12 protein-coding genes are annotated in these 14,363 nt (G+C 68.4%); 9 read left to right on the forward strand and 3 right to left on the reverse strand.

Translation table 11 applies throughout. The features are described from left to right. Positions 1–7 precede the first annotated feature (7 nt). Positions 8–565, reverse strand: coding sequence for an ATP-binding protein (locus PARN5_RS0109890; protein WP_017999614.1), 558 nt, complete (start codon positions 563–565; stop codon positions 8–10). Next, positions 562–900, reverse strand: a complete 339-nt coding sequence (locus PARN5_RS0109895) for an STAS domain-containing protein (protein ID WP_017999615.1) — start codon at positions 898–900, stop codon at positions 562–564. Before PARN5_RS0109895 ends, PARN5_RS0109890 begins: the two co-directional genes overlap by 4 nt. 236 nt (positions 901–1,136) lie before the next feature. Between PARN5_RS0109895 and PARN5_RS0109900 the strand changes: the two genes are divergently transcribed. The 7 genes from PARN5_RS0109900 to PARN5_RS0109930 all read left to right on the forward strand — a co-directional run bounded on the left by PARN5_RS0109900 (position 1,137) and on the right by PARN5_RS0109930 (position 9,523). Then, on the forward strand, positions 1,137–1,490 hold the full coding sequence (locus PARN5_RS0109900; RefSeq protein WP_017999616.1) for a hypothetical protein: 354 nt from the start codon (positions 1,137–1,139) through the stop codon (positions 1,488–1,490). A gap of 18 nt (positions 1,491–1,508) precedes the next feature. Next, positions 1,509–3,866, forward strand: coding sequence for a M10 family metallopeptidase (locus PARN5_RS0109905; RefSeq protein ID WP_017999617.1), 2,358 nt, complete (start codon positions 1,509–1,511; stop codon positions 3,864–3,866). A 234-nt stretch (positions 3,867–4,100) separates the two neighbouring features. Continuing rightward, entirely contained in the window at positions 4,101–5,513 is a 1,413-nt protein-coding gene (locus tag PARN5_RS0109910) for a circularly permuted type 2 ATP-grasp protein (protein ID WP_017999618.1), read from the forward strand. Between the two features lie 12 nt (positions 5,514–5,525). Next, positions 5,526–6,485, forward strand: coding sequence for an alpha-E domain-containing protein (locus PARN5_RS0109915; RefSeq protein WP_017999619.1), 960 nt, complete (start codon positions 5,526–5,528; stop codon positions 6,483–6,485). A gap of 8 nt (positions 6,486–6,493) precedes the next feature. Further along, positions 6,494–7,306, forward strand: a complete 813-nt coding sequence (locus PARN5_RS0109920) for a transglutaminase family protein (RefSeq protein ID WP_017999620.1) — start codon at positions 6,494–6,496, stop codon at positions 7,304–7,306. Between the two features lie 66 nt (positions 7,307–7,372). Then, positions 7,373–8,098, forward strand: a complete 726-nt coding sequence (locus PARN5_RS0109925) for a peptidase (protein ID WP_017999621.1) — start codon at positions 7,373–7,375, stop codon at positions 8,096–8,098. A 39-nt stretch (positions 8,099–8,137) separates the two neighbouring features. Next, entirely contained in the window at positions 8,138–9,523 is a 1,386-nt protein-coding gene (locus PARN5_RS0109930; RefSeq protein ID WP_017999622.1) for a glycosyltransferase family 61 protein, read from the forward strand. On the opposite strand, the gene mutS is transcribed toward PARN5_RS0109930, so the two are convergent. Then, positions 9,487–12,114: a DNA mismatch repair protein MutS gene (mutS, locus tag PARN5_RS0109935; RefSeq protein ID WP_017999623.1), complete on the reverse strand. Its 2,628-nt coding sequence runs from the start codon at positions 12,112–12,114 to the stop codon at positions 9,487–9,489. The two genes, PARN5_RS0109930 and mutS, sit on opposite strands and share 37 nt — an antisense overlap. A gap of 156 nt (positions 12,115–12,270) precedes the next feature. On the opposite strand from mutS, the gene PARN5_RS0109940 reads away from it, so the two are divergent. After that, a complete protein-coding gene (locus PARN5_RS0109940) occupies positions 12,271–13,110 on the forward strand; it encodes a fumarylacetoacetate hydrolase family protein (RefSeq protein WP_017999624.1) in 840 nt (279 codons plus the stop codon). Positions 13,111–13,250: 140 nt separating this feature from the next. Further along, positions 13,251–14,357, forward strand: a complete 1,107-nt coding sequence (locus tag PARN5_RS0109945; protein WP_017999625.1) for an ABC transporter substrate-binding protein — start codon at positions 13,251–13,253, stop codon at positions 14,355–14,357. Positions 14,358–14,363: the final 6 nt, after the last annotated feature.

Genomic DNA, 14,363 nt, shown 5'->3' on the forward strand with positions numbered 1-14,363 from the left:
TAGGGGCTCACGAGGCGGCGGCCGGCGGCGCGCAGGGCAGCAGCGCCTCGGTCACCGGGACGATGAAGGCCAGGAAATTGCGGTGCCCCTCGCGGAAATAGCTGAGCGAGGCGGTCAGTTCCTGGATCAGGTACCAGCCGAACCCGCCTTCGGGCAGCAAGAGGATCGAGGCGGTGTCGCCGGGGGCCAGGTCGACAAAGGGCAGGTCGCGCGGATCGAGGCAGGACAGCGGCAGCGGCCGGCCGTCGTCGGTGACCGCGCAGGCGATGCCGCCGACATGGCGCGCGACGCAGAGATGGATCAGCGGCGCATGTGGGCGGCCGCCCAGGCGCATCGCCTCGGTCCGGGTGCCGTGTTCGCAGATGTTGTTCAGCACCTCGGCCAGCGCCAGCTCGAGCTTAGCGATCACCTCGTCCTCGGCGCTGCCGTCGAACCTTTCGCGCATGAAGAGCAGCGCCGCGCGCACGGTTTCCGGATCGGCGCGAAAGATGCGGTGGAACATCGGATGCCGCCCGGGCGGCGGTTGGCGCAGCCGCTTTTCCGCCGGCGGAGGGGACAGGCTCATGGCGCGGGGCTTTCCGTCTGGCTGCCGTCATCCGGATCCTGACGGATGTTCAGCACAGTGTCCATGCGGGTGAGCCGGAAGACCCGCGCCACATTCGGCGTCAGCCGCGCCAGCACCAGCGGCCGGTCGGGCGGCATGGCCTTGTAGATGGCGATCACCGCGCCCAGGCCCGAGCTGTCCATGAACTCCACCGCACCCAGGTCGAGCGTCACCGGCGGGCCAGAAGCGCCGATCATGCTGCGCACGCGGTCCTTGAAGGCGGTTGCGACCATGGCGTCCAGGCGCTTTTCGTCGACGCGGATCGTCAGCCCGTCCTGCTGGGGCAGCAATGTCATGTGCATCCTCTGGCTCCGTCACTGTGGCCTCGGTTCATCACTAGCGCGAAAATATTACCAGCCGGTAAGCGGCGCAGCGGTTTCCCGCCCCTGCACCGGCAGGAATTTCTGCGCAATTCTAACCAGTTTACTGTCCCTGCCGCCCTTGACCTGTCTCAAAGGGCAGCCGGGTCGCAGATTGAAGGCGGGCGGCGAAGCGGGATAGGGTCGGACATGGACCGGCACGAGATGACCCCATGCGTTTTGCCCTTCTTCCCGCGGCCCTGCTGGCGGCCTGCGCCATGAGCGCCGCTGCCGCGCAGGCCGGCCTGAGCTGTCCCGAGCCCGGCGATGCGCTGACCGCCCGGCTGTGCGCGGCGCTGCGGCAGGAACTGGACCGGTCCGGCACGCCTGCGCCGCCGCTGACCTTGCAGGCCCATAGCCCCCGCCCCGATCTGCTGCGCGCCCGGCTGAGCATCGGCGAGGGCGCGGGTCGGCGCGACGGACCCGAGCTTGAACTGACGGTGATGGATCGCGCCGAAATCCCCGACAGGCAGCTGAGACAGCTGGCCCGGCTGCTGCTGGACCGGACGCTTCCCCCTGACGAATAGTTTCAAAGGATTTTCCCCATGCCCGATGCGAATTTCAGCTTCTTCACCCGCGACTGGACCCGAAGCGCCGCGGATGACGCCGCCCGCGCCATCCGGGTCGAGGGCGGTGATGCGCCCGCCTCGACCGCGACCGGCTATTCCATCGCGGTCGGCGACACGTTCAACGGCTCGCTCGGCGGGGGGGACGCGGACTGGGTGCGGGTGCAGCTGCAACCCGGCACCTATGTCATCTCGCTGGATTCGCGCGGCAGCGGCGGGGTCTACGACCCCTACCTTCAGGTGATGAACGGCGCCGGCGCGGTGATCGCCTATGACGACGACGGCGGCAGCACCGGGCTGAATTCGCGGCTGGTGCTGAACATCACCCAGGCCGGCACCTATTACCTCGAGGCCGGCAGCTATGCCGATGCCTATAGCGGCGCCTACAGTCTGTCGCTGACCCGCACGGCGCCGCTGCGCAACTTCACCATGCCCGAGATCGCCCGGCAGCTGACCGACGGCTATTGGCAGGATGGCGGCGGCGCGCGCCGCGCCTTCGACGTGGGGCCGGGGGGCGTGCTGAACGTGGACCTGTCCGGCCTGACCCCGGCGGGCCGCGTGCTGGCCGATGCCGCGCTTGCGGCCTGGGAATCGGTGACCGGCATCCGCTTCAACCGCAACCCGGGGCCAAGCGCCACCATCCACATCAGCTTCGACGACAACGATCCGAACAGTGCCTGGTCGAGCTCGGTCACCAGCGGCGGCACCATCATCAGTTCGCACGTCAATGTCAGCACGGACTGGTTGCAATCCTATGGCACCGGCTTCAACACCTACAGCTACCAGACCTATATCCACGAGATCGGCCATGCGCTGGGCCTGGGCCATGCCGGCAACTACAACGGCAATGCCACCTATGGCGTCGACAACCACTATCTGAACGACAGCTGGCAGGCGTCGGTGATGTCCTATTTCTCGCAGATCGACAACACTTCGGTCAATGCGAGCTATGCCTATATCACCTCGGCGATGATCGCGGACATCCTGGCGATGCAGACGCTTTATGGCGCGACCTCGATCCGCACCGGCAACAACACCTATGGCGAGCAGACCAATGCCGGCGCGGCCTATGCCCGCATCGCCACCATGCTGCGCAATGCCGGCAGCCGCGATGACATCGCCTTCACCGTTTTCGACCAGGGCGGCATCGACACGCTGGACCTGTCGGGCGACGACAGCGGCCAGCGCATCAACCTGTCGCAGGGCAGCATCTCCAGCGCCTATGGATTGACCGGCAATATCTCGATCGCGCAGGGCACGGTGATCGAGAATTATCGCGCCGGAAGCGGCTATGACGTGGTGAACGGCAATGCCGCGAACAACGAGATCCATGGCAATGCCGGCAATGACACCCTGCGCGGCAATGCCGGCAACGACCGGCTGTTCGGCGGCGGCGGCGCCGACCTGCTGGAGGGCGGCATCGGCAACGACGCCTATTACATCGACAGAGCGCAGGACCGCGTGGTCGAGGCGGCGGGCGCCGGCATCGACACGGTCTATGCGCCTTTCTCGACGGTGCTGGGGGCCAATCTGGAGAATCTGGTGCTGACCTCGACCGGGGCGCAGAACGGCACCGGCAACGCGCTGGCGAACCAGCTGACCGGCAATGCGGCGGCGAACCGGCTGCAGGGCCTGGACGGCGCGGATACGCTGCTGGGCCAGGGCGGCAATGACACGCTGGAGGGCGGCATCGGTGCCGATGTGCTGAACGGCGGGGCGGGGCGCGATCTGCTGATCGGCGGCGGCGGCAATGACATCTATGTCACCGACGGCAGTGACCAGATCCGCGAGACCGCCGGCCAGGGCACCGACACGGTGCGGGCGCTGGTCTCCATGGCGTTGGGCGCCAATCTCGAGAATCTGGAGCTGATCTCGGGCGGGGCGCAGAACGGCACCGGCAACGGGCTGGCGAACCGGATCACCGGCAATGCCTTTGCCAACCAGCTGAGCGGGCTTCTGGGCAATGACGCGCTGTTCGGGGCCGGCGGCAACGATACGCTGCTGGGCGGGGCGGGCAATGACTCGCTGTTCGGCGGCATCGGCAACGACCTGCTGGTGGGCGGCGTGGGCAATGACCAGCTGAACGGCGGGCTGGGGGCGGATCACTTCGCCTTTCACGCCGGGCGCGACGTGATCCTGGACTTTCAGGACAATGTGGACACGCTGCGCATCGACGATGCGCTGTGGGGCGGCGGGGCGCGCACGGCGGCGCAGGTGCTGTCCTATGCCCGCGTGCTGGGCGGCAATACCGTCTTCGATTTTGGCGGCGGCAATGTGCTGACGCTGAACGGGTTTGGCAGCATCGACGCCCTGCGCGACGACCTGATCGTCATCTGATCCGGCTTGCCCGGAAAACCGGCATGGGGCGTCGCGGCTGCGGCGCCCTTTTTCGTGGCCTGTCGCCGGTTTTTGACCCGGACGCGGAACCCTTGCCGGCCCATCTGCCTTGCTTTTGTGCAAAAGGGCTGCCTTGCCGCGCCAAAGCGGAAAATCCGACGCAGCGCGACCCGGCGGGCGTGGACAGGGCGCGTCCGGATGCGAAGATCGGGGGCAGAGGTAGGGGTCGCAGCGATGACGATGTATTACAATGAAATGGTCGAGGCCGGGCGGGTGCGGGCGCCCTATGCCATGCTCTCCGACTGGATCGAGACCATGCCGGCCGAGATCCGCCAGATGAAGCAGGCCGAGGCCGAGGCGCTGTTCCGCCGCATCGGCATCACCTTCGCCGTCTATGGCGAGGGCGGCGACCCGGACCGGCTGATCCCCTTCGACATGATGCCGCGCGTGTTCCTGCAAGGCGAATGGCGCAAGCTGGAACGTGGCATCAAGCAGCGCGCCCGGGCGCTGAACGCCTTTCTGCGCGACGTCTATGGCCGGGGCGAGATCATCCGCGCCGGCCGCGTCCCGGCCCGGCTGGTCTATCAGAACGCCGCCTATGAAAAGGCCGTGGTCGGCTTCGTGCCGCCGCGCGGCGTCTTTTCCCATATCGTCGGCATCGACATCGTGCGCACCGGTCGCGACGAGTTCTTCGTTCTCGAGGACAATTGCCGCACCCCCTCGGGCGTCAGCTACATGCTGGAAAACCGCGAGATCATGATGCGCATGTTCCCGGCGCTGTTCCGCCACAACCGCATCGAGCCGGTGGACCAGTATTCCGAGCTGCTGCGCCGCACCCTGGCCAGCGTGGCGCCGGCGAAATGCGACGGCGCGCCCACCATCGTCATCCTGACCCCCGGGCATTACAACAGCGCCTATTACGAGCACAGTTTCCTTGCCAACCTGATGGGGGTCGAGCTGGTCGAGGGCAGCGATCTGTTCGTCGATGGCGGCTTCGTCTATATGCGCACCACGCAGGGGCCGAAGCGGGTTGACGTGATCTATCGCCGCATCGACGACCCCTTCCTGGACCCCTTGTGCTTTCGCCGCGATTCCATGCTGGGCGTGCCAGGGCTGATGGATGTCTATCGCTCGGGCGGGGTGTCCATCGCCTCGGCGCCGGGGGCAGGGGTGGCCGACGACAAGGCGGTCTATACCTATGTCCCCGAGATGATCCGATTCTATCTGGGCGAGGAGCCCTTGCTGCAGAACGTCCAGACCTGGGCGCTGTGGAAGGACGAGGATTACCGCTACGTCATGGCCAATCTCAAGGAACTGGTGGTCAAGGAGGTGCATGGCTCGGGCGGCTATGGCATGCTGATCGGCCCCCGCGCCAGTCCCGAGGAGATCGCCCGTTTCCGCAGCCTGATCGAGAAGAACCCCGGCAATTACATCGCCCAGCCGACGCTGGCGCTGTCGACCAGCCCGACCTTCGTCGATGAGGGCATCGCGCCGCGCCATGTCGACCTGCGGCCGTTCTGCCTTTGCGGCGACCGGGTCGAGCTGGTGCCGGGCGGGCTGACGCGCGTGGCGCTGCGCGAGGGCTCGCTGGTGGTGAACTCGTCGCAGGGCGGGGGTGTCAAGGACACCTGGGTTCTGTCGGAATAGGAAAGGTCAGCCATGCTCAGCCGCACCGCCGCCAACCTGTTCTGGATGGGCCGCCACCTGGAACGCGCCGAAACCGCCGCCCGGCTTCTGGACGTGGGCGAACGCATCACGCTGTTGCCGAACACGCCCGAGGGCTATCGCAACGAATGGGAATCGCTGCTGCGGGCCTCGGGCGCGCAGGCGGCCTTTGCCGAACGCTATGGCGAGCAGATCAACCAGGAAAACATCGTCTCCTGGCTGTTCTTCGACCAGGACAACCCGTCCTCGGTCACCTCCTGCATCGAGCGCGCGCGCGAGGGCGGCCGCATCGTGCGCACCGCCCTGACCAGCCAGGTCTGGGATGCGCTGAACACCGCCTATCAGGAACTGCGGGCGCTGACGCGCCGGCCGCGCGCCCAGCTCGACACGCCGATGCTGACCGATTTCACCACCCGCCACGGCTCGACCGTGCGCGGTGCGATCAATGCGACGCAGTTGCGCAACGACGGCTGGCATTTCATCAACCTGGGCTATTCGCTGGAACGCGCCGATGCCACCGCGCGCCTGCTGGACGTGAAATATTTCGTGCTGCTGCCGCGAGTGGAATTCGTGGGCTCGGGGCTCGACAATTACCAGTGGCAGGTGATCCTGCGCGCGCTTTCGGCGCATCGGGCGTTCCATTGGGCCTACGGCGGCGACGTGACGGCGGCCAAGGTCGCCGATTTCCTGATCCTGAACGGCGAAAGCCCGCGTTCGCTCTTGACCTCGCTCTACGAGGCGGTCTGGCATCTCGACGGGCTGGTCAAGCGCTATGGCGAGACGGTGCAGGCCACCGCCTCGGCCAAGGCGCGGCAGACGCTCGACTCGCTGGTCGCCCGCGACATCGAGGCGATTTTCGACGAGGGGCTGCACGAATTCCTGTCCTGGTTCATCAACGAGGTGGCCGGCGTCTCGACCGCCGTGCACGAAGATTACCTCAGCGGGCGGATGTAGGGGGCGTCATGCGACTGAAGATCACCCATGAGACCGGCTATCGCTACGACCATCCGGCGCAGGCGCTGGTGCAGAGCCTGCGGCTGACGCCCTCGGTCCACGAGGGACAGCGCGTCACCGACTGGCAGATCGCGGTCAGCCGCGGCCAGCGCGGCGCCGCCTTCCGCGATGGCGCCGGCGACTGGATCGAGGCCTGGACCGTGCGCGGCCCGGTCGAGGAAATCACCGTCTCGATCTCGGGCCTGGTCGAGACCCGCGATACCGCGGGCGTGCTGCGCGGCCATCGCGAGACGATCAACCCGCTGGTCTATCTGCGCCCGACCGCGCTGACCGCCGCCGACGCGGCGCTGTGCGCGCTGGCGCAGGACGTCGCGGGCGAGGATGCGCTGGACCTGGCGCACCGGCTTTCGGCCGCCGTGACCGGGGCCATCGCCTATCTGCCCGGCGTGACCGAGGCGCTGACCTCGGCCGCCGAGGCCCTGGCGCTGGGGCATGGCGTCTGCCAGGACCATGCCCACGCCCTGATCGCCTGCGCCCGGCATCGCGGCCTGCCGGCGCGTTATGTCTCGGGCTACCTGCATTCGACCATCGACGGCACGCCGCATGACGCCGCCCATGCCTGGGCCGAGATCCATGTCGGCCCGCTGGGCTGGGTCGGCTTCGATGCCGCCAATGCCTGTTGCCCGGACGACCGCTATGTCCGGCTGGGCTCGGGCTATGACGCGGACGACGCGGCGCCGGTGCGCGGCACCACCTTCGGCTCGGGCCGCGAGAGCCTGGACGTGCGCGTGCAGGTCGAGGAAATGAGCCAGGAGCAATAGCCGATTCTTGCGCCGCGCGCGCCGCGGCCCTATGTGCGGCTGATCTGCAAAGGCTGGTGGACGGTCATGACCTATTGCGTCGGTTTGAAGTTGAATGCGGGGCTGGTGCTTCTGTCCGACACCCGGACGAACGCCGGGCTGGACAATATCTCGACCTATCGCAAGATGTTCTTCTTCGAGGAGCCGGGCGAGCGGGTGATCGTGATCCTGACCGCCGGCAGCCTGTCGGCGACCCAGACCACCATCGCCCGCCTGCGCGAGGCCATCGACCATCCCGAGGCCGGCGAGGACAGCTCGATCATGCGCGCACCCAGCATGCTGCGGGTGGCGACCATCGTCGGCAATACGCTGAACGCCACCCTGCGCGAGATCACCGACCGCACCCGCGACCTGAACCAGCAGGCCAGCGCCAGCATGATCGTCGCCGGCCAGCGCAGGGGCGGCGAGATGCGGCTGTTCCTGGTCTATCCGCAGGGCAATTTCATCGAGGCGACCGAGGACACCCCTTTCCTGCAGATCGGCGAGCACAAATACGGCAAGCCGATCCTCGACCGCGTGGTGCGGCCTGAGACGAATCTTGCCGATGCGCAGAAGGCGGTGCTCTTGTCGATGGATTCGACGTTGCGGTCCAATCTGTCGGTGGGTATGCCGCTGGACATGGCCGTCATCCGCAAGGATGCGTGCGCGGTTTCCTTTACCCGCCGCATCCTGGAGGGCGACCCGGCCTTCATGGCCATGTCCGCCGCCTGGTCCGCGGCGCTGCGCGACAGTTTCGTGAAGGTCACGATCTGACCGCAGCTGCCCCGCGGACCCAAGACCGAGGAGAGGCAGATGAAGGTCGATCTTGCCCGCCCCCCGATGTCCACGTTCCACATGCCGGGGCTGCATCCCGGTCTGTCCTATCTGCCGCCGCGCCCGGGCTGGATCCTGCGTCCGGCCGAGGGCGCGCGGGTCCGGCTTTTCGCCGAAAGCGACAATCCGAAGCTGCGCCGCGCGCAGCAGAATGCCATCGACCGCCAGCAGCGGCGGATGCTGGCCAGCGTGATGGAGATCAACTGCACCCCCGTGCTGCTGGAGGACGCGACCTTTCGGCACGGCTTCGCCATGATCGGCGAGCGGGCTTGGCTGAACGGCGCCGCCGGCGGCCGGCTGCGCACCCGCTTCGACCAGCAGAACCAGGCCGAGTGGCGCCAGTCCCGGCTTCATGACGCCTTCCGGCGCGCGCGCGGTGCGGCCGATCAGACTCTGCCGGTCTGGAAGGAACCGGCCGATGACCTGCCCGTCGCCATCGAGCTGAAGAACGGCTTCAACTACTACCATTTCACCGTCGAGACCCTGGGCTGCCTGGCCGCCTTTGCCAATGACGACAGCGGCCAGCCCATCAACCTCCACCTGCCGCAGGACAATGTGCGGGGCTTCATCCCGGATTTCATCGCCGCGGTGTTTCCCGGCATTGCGGATCGGGTGGCCTTCGTCTCGAGCGGGCGGTCCTATGACCGGGTGCGCGCGCATTACAGTCACCGGCACTATCTGTATCAGTCCGGCGACGAGCGCATCCGCGCCGCCATCGCCGAGCCGGGGGTCGATCCCCGCTGGGCCCAGCAGTTGCGCTCGGAATCGCTCAGTCGCAAGAACATCGCCATGGCCTCCTATGACAGCAGCCTGCGGTTGCTGCGCGAACACGCCCTGCGCCAGGTGCCCGCCAAGCTGGTCGAGGAGCGGCCGCGCCTGGTCTGGATGGGCCGCGACGAAAGCGGCGAAGCCCGCGCGCGCGGCATCACCGGGCACAAGCCGCTGCTGGCCGAGCTTTCCGCCCGCGGTTTCGAGGTGGTCGCCTTCGAGCACCTTGGCCCGCTGGAACAGATCGCCCAGATGCAGGCGGCGGACATCCTGATTGCGCCGCATGGTGCCGGGCTTGCGAACATGGTCTATGCCAAGTCCGGCGCGCTGGTGATCGAGATCGGCACCCGCCAGACGCAGCTGCACCGCTGGGGCGATTTCCTGCCCGCAGCGCATGTGTCGCGCTGCCATTACGACACGGTCTTTGCCGATGTCGCGGGGCTGTCCGACCTGGCGCGGGTGCCGCCGGTCTCGGAAGGGTTGCTGGGCGTGCATGTCGGCCGCAACGCCACCCGCCGCATCCTCGATCTGGTGGACGAGGCGCTGGCGCAGGATGCGCCTCAGCCCGGCGCGTCCAGCAGCCCGCGCAATTCATAGACCAGGTCCAGCGCTTCGCGGGCGCTGATCGTGTCGGGGTTGAGCTCGCGCAGCCGGGCCTCGACCGCCGAGGCGCGGGGTTTGGGCGCGGGCGGCGGCGCGGCGCGGAACAAGGGCAGGTCATCGAGCAGCGCGGCGGGCTTGGCGCCTTCGCGTTCGCCGCTTTCCAGCTGGTGCAGGATGTCGCGGGCGCGTTCGACCACCGCATCGGGCAGGCCGGCAAGCCGCGCCACCTGCACGCCATAGCTGCGGTCGGCGGCGCCCTTGCGGACCTCGTGCAGGAAGATCACCTCGCCCTCCCATTCGCGCACCGCGACGGTGGCGTTCTCGACGCCCGGGAGGCGGGCCGAGAGGCTGGTCATCTCGTGGTAATGCGTGGCGAAAAGCGCCCGGCAGCGGTTCTTGCCATGCAGGTGCTCCATCACCGCCCAGGCGATGCTGAGCCCGTCCCAGGTCGCGGTGCCGCGGCCGATCTCGTCCAGGATCACCAGCGCGTGGTCGTCGGCCTGGTTCAGGATCGCGGCGGTCTCGACCATCTCGACCATGAAGGTGGACCGTCCCCGCGCCAGGTCGTCCGCCGCGCCGACGCGGCTGAAAAGTTGGCTGACCAGGCCGATATGGGCGCGGGTCGCGGGGACGAAGGCGCCGGCCTGGGCCAGGATGGCGATCAGCGCGTTCTGGCGCAGAAAGGTCGATTTCCCGGCCATGTTCGGCCCGGTCAGCAGCCAGATCGCCGGCGTGGGCCCTTCGGTCAGGGCGCAGTCGTTGGCGACGAAGGCCTCGCCCTTGCGCCGCAGCGCGCGTTCCACCACCGGGTGGCGACCGCCCTCGATGACGAAGGCGCGCGAGGCATCGACCTCGGGGCGCACCCAGCCCTCGCCATTGGCGAGGTCGGCGAAGGCGGCGGTCAGGTCGATCTCGGCCAGGGCGCGGGCCGCCTGTCCCAGCGGGCCGGCGCGGTCCAGCACGGCGCGGGTCAGGCGGGCGAAGATCTCGCGCTCGATCTCCAGCGCGCGGTCGCGGGCGTTCAGGATGCGGGTCTCCAGTTCCGACAGCTCGACGGTGGTAAAGCGGATCTGGTTGGCGGTGGTCTGACGGTGGATGAAGCGGACGTTCAGCGGCGGGGCCAGCATCTTCTCGGCATGGGTCGAGGTGGTCTCGATGAAATAGCCCAGCACGTTGTTATGCTTGATCTTCAGGCTGGTGACGCCGGTCTCCGCGATATAATCGGCCTGCATGCGTGCGATGACGCCGCGGCCTTCGTCGCGCAAGGCGCGGGTCTCGTCCAGCTCGGGCTCAAAGCCCGGCGCGGTGAAGCCGCCGTCGCGGGTCAGAAGCGGCGGCTCGGCCACCAGCGCGTCGTCCAAAAGGTCGATCAATTCGTCATGCCCGGTCAGGTCGCGGGCGGCATCCGTCAGCATGGCGATGTCGTCGCAGCCCAGCAGCGCGGCGATGGCCGCCCCCTGCGTCAGCGCCGCGCGGATCGCGCCGAGGTCGCGCGGTCCGCCGCGGTCCAGTGCCAGCCGCGACAGCGCCCGGTCCATGTCCGGGGCGCGGGCCAGCGCCTCGCGCAGATCGGCGGTCAGGCGCGGGTCCGCGGCCAGATGCGCCACCGCCGCCTGCCGCGCGTGGATTTCGGCCAGATCGCGCGAGGGCGCGCTGATGCGGCGCTCCAGCAGCCGCGCGCCGCCCGCGGTCGCTGTGCGGTCGATGGCGGCCAGCAGCGAGCCCTCGCGCCCGCCCGACAGCGCCTGCGTCAGCTCCAGGTTGCGCCGGGTCGCGGCGTCGATCTGCATGGCGCCGCCCGCCGCCTCGCGCACCGGCGGGCGGATCAGCGGCATCCGGCCCTTTTGCGTCAGCTCCAGATAGTCGGCGATGGCGCCCATCGCGGCAAGCTCGGCCCGGCTGAAGCTGCCGAAGCCGTCCAGCGTCTCGACCTGGAACAGGGCGCAAAGCCGGCGGGCGGCGGCGGCGCTGTCGAAACTGCCGGCGGGACGCTCGGTCAGGGCGCAGCCGGCCTCGCGGGCGATCTCGTCGAGGCGCGCGCCCTCGGCGGCCAGCAGTTCGCGCGGGGCATGGCGGGCCAGTTCCGGCGCCAGCCGCGCGGGCGGGCAGGGCATGACGCGGAATTCGCCGGTGGAAATATCGACCCAGGCCAGCGCGCAATCGTCGCGCACGCTGGCGAAGCTGGCCAGGAAATTGTGCCGCCGCGCCTCCAGCAGCGATTCCTCGGTCAGCGTGCCGGGCGTCACCAGCCGCACCACGTCGCGGGCCACGACCGACTTGGCGCCGCGTTTCTTCGCCTCGGCCGGATCCTCCAGCTGCTCGGCGATGGCGACGCGGAAGCCCTTGCGGATCAGCGTCAGCAGATAGCTTTCGGCGGCATGGACCGGCACGCCGCACATCGGGATCGGTTCGCCCAGATGCGTGCCGCGCTTGGTCAGCGCGATGTCCAGCGCGGCCGAGGCGGCCAGCGCGTCCTGAAAGAACATCTCGTAGAAATCGCCCATGCGATAGAACAGCAGCGCGCCGGGGTTCGCCTCGCGGATCGCCAGATACTGGGCCATCATCGGGGTCGGTTGATCGCTCATGTTCTGCCTTTCGCCTGCGCTGCCGTCGTTCTAGGGGATGCGCCGGGCGATGCAAACAGCATCGGCGCAAGATACGGGCAGGGCGTGAAAAATTCCGGTGACAGCGCGCCCGCGTTACGGCATCGTCGCGGCAAATACGCTTGCGGGGCCTTTGACATGAGATCGCTGATTCTGGGCGCATTGCTGCTGACCGTCGCGCAGGCGGCGGCGGCGGCCTGCCCGGATGTCTCGCTGATGCAGAACGCGGCGCGGGGCTGGCTGGCCGGCCAGCGCCTGCCCGATCCCCTGGTGCGCAGCGTCGAGGACGGGGCCTGCGCCTATGCCGCCTTCCGTGGCATCCTCGAGGCCGAGATGGGGCCGCCGGTCGGCGTCAAGGTCGGGCTGGTCTCGAAGCCGGCGCAAAGGCATTTCGGCGTCTCCGAGCCGATGGCCGGGGCGCTGTTCGCGCCGATGCTGCTGCCCGACGGCGCCCGGCTCAGCCTGAAGGGCAGCCGCACGCCGTTTTTCGAGGCCGACCTGGTGGTGACCGTCGGCAGCGCCGCGATCATGCAGGCCACCACGCGCGAGGAGGTGGCGGCGGCGCTGCGCGACGTGCGCCCCTTCATCGAGGTGCCGGACGTGGCGCTGCGCGACGGCGTCACGGCGACCGCGCCGCTGCTGGCCGCCTATGGGCTGACGCCCTGGCGCGGGGTGCTGGGGCGCGGCATTGCCGTGGCCGACCTGGCCGATCCGGTCGCGGACCTGGGCGCGCTGACCGCGACGCTGAAGCTGGACGGCAAGCGCATCGACAGTGCCTCGGGCGAGGTGCTGATGGGCCATCCGCTGGACGTGGTGCTGTGGCTGGTCCGGCAGGGCGGCTATGAGCTGAAGCCGGGCTCGGTGATCTCGCTCGGCACGCTGGGCAAGCTGTATCCGGCCTATGTCGGCCACCGGGTCGAGGCCGAATACCGCATCGGCGGGCGCGCGATGAAGGTCGGCGCGACGCTGGTGCCCTGACCCCGCGTCAGCCTGCCGCTTTGGGCAGGGGGCGGAAAAAACCTTTGCTTTGCCGGGGGCTGTGTCGCAACACTGTCATCCGGGGCCGCTAGGTGGCAGCCAGCCGCCGATGGGGCGTGTACTGGAACGGAGTAGATCATATGACCATTCAATCGCGTGCGGCGGGGCTTGCCGCCCTGGTCGCGCTGGCGGCCTCGGGTGCGGCCTCGGCGCAGGATCTGGCGGCGCTGGAAGCGGCCGCCAAGGCCGAGGGCATGCTGACCACCATCGCGCTGCCGCATGACTGGTGCAACTACGGCGGCGTGATCGAGGGCTTCAAGGCGAAATACCCCGAGATCAAGGTCAACGAGCTGAACCCCGACGCGGGCTCGGCCGACGAGCTGGAGGCGATCCGCGCCAACAAGGACAACAAGGGCCCGCAGGCGCCCGACGTGATCGACGTCGGCCTGTCCTTCGGCCCGCAGGCCAAGGCCGAGGGGCTGATCCAGCCCTACAAGGTCGCGACCTGGGACTCGATCCCCGAGGACGCCAAGGACGCCGAAGGCTATTGGTATGGCGACTATTACGGCGTCATGGCCTTCGGCGTGAACTCGGACCTGATCGACACGGTGCCGAAAAGCTGGAAGGACCTGACCAAGCCGGACTATGCCAACGCCTTCGCGCTGGCCGGCGATCCGCGCGCCTCGGCCCAGGCGATCATCTCGGTCATGGCGGCCGGGATCGCCAATGGCGGCGAGGCCGGCGAGGCTTCGGGTCAGAAGGGCATGGAGCTGATGGCCGAGGTGAACAAGGCCGGCAATTTCGTCCCGGTGATCGGCAAGTCTGCGACCATCGCGCAAGGGGCCACGCCCATCGTAACCGCCTGGGACTACAACCTTTTGTCCTGGCGCGACGGGCTGAACGGCAACCCGCCGGTCGAGGTGGTGATCCCCGAGGACGGCGTGGTCGCGGGCGTCTATGTCCAGGCGATCTCGGCCTATGCGCCGCATCCGAATGCCGCCAAGCTGTGGATGGAATACCTGTATTCCGACGAGGGGCAGCTGGGCTGGCTGAAGGGCTATTGCCACCCGATCCGCTTCAACGACCTGGCCAAGGCCGGCAAGATCCCGCAGGAGATGCTGGACGCGCTGCCGCCGGCCGCCGCCTACGAGAAGGCGATCTTCCCGACGCTGGAGCAGCAGGAGGCCAACAAGAAGGCCGTGACCGAGGGCTGGGACAAGGTCGTCGGCGCCGCGGTCAAGGAGTAACCGAAA

The sequence above is a fragment of the Paracoccus sp. N5 genome (assembly GCF_000371965.1).
Classification (GTDB): Bacteria; Pseudomonadota; Alphaproteobacteria; order Rhodobacterales; family Rhodobacteraceae; genus Paracoccus.

Coding starts and splice junctions, on each gene's coding strand:
- PARN5_RS0109895 (WP_017999615.1), bottom strand. CDS start 900: ATGACATTGCTGCCCCAGCAGGACGGGCTGACGATCCGCGTCGACGAA.
- PARN5_RS0109915 (WP_017999619.1), top strand. CDS start 5,526: ATGCTCAGCCGCACCGCCGCCAACCTGTTCTGGATGGGCCGCCACCTG.
- PARN5_RS0109930 (WP_017999622.1), top strand. CDS start 8,138: ATGAAGGTCGATCTTGCCCGCCCCCCGATGTCCACGTTCCACATGCCG.
- PARN5_RS0109920 (WP_017999620.1), top strand. CDS start 6,494: ATGCGACTGAAGATCACCCATGAGACCGGCTATCGCTACGACCATCCG.
- PARN5_RS0109890 (WP_017999614.1), bottom strand. CDS start 565: ATGAGCCTGTCCCCTCCGCCGGCGGAAAAGCGGCTGCGCCAACCGCCG.
- PARN5_RS0109905 (WP_017999617.1), top strand. CDS start 1,509: ATGCCCGATGCGAATTTCAGCTTCTTCACCCGCGACTGGACCCGAAGC.
- mutS (WP_017999623.1), bottom strand. CDS start 12,114: ATGAGCGATCAACCGACCCCGATGATGGCCCAGTATCTGGCGATCCGC.
- PARN5_RS0109945 (WP_017999625.1), top strand. CDS start 13,251: ATGACCATTCAATCGCGTGCGGCGGGGCTTGCCGCCCTGGTCGCGCTG.
- PARN5_RS0109910 (WP_017999618.1), top strand. CDS start 4,101: ATGACGATGTATTACAATGAAATGGTCGAGGCCGGGCGGGTGCGGGCG.
- PARN5_RS0109900 (WP_017999616.1), top strand. CDS start 1,137: ATGCGTTTTGCCCTTCTTCCCGCGGCCCTGCTGGCGGCCTGCGCCATG.
- PARN5_RS0109940 (WP_017999624.1), top strand. CDS start 12,271: ATGAGATCGCTGATTCTGGGCGCATTGCTGCTGACCGTCGCGCAGGCG.
- PARN5_RS0109925 (WP_017999621.1), top strand. CDS start 7,373: ATGACCTATTGCGTCGGTTTGAAGTTGAATGCGGGGCTGGTGCTTCTG.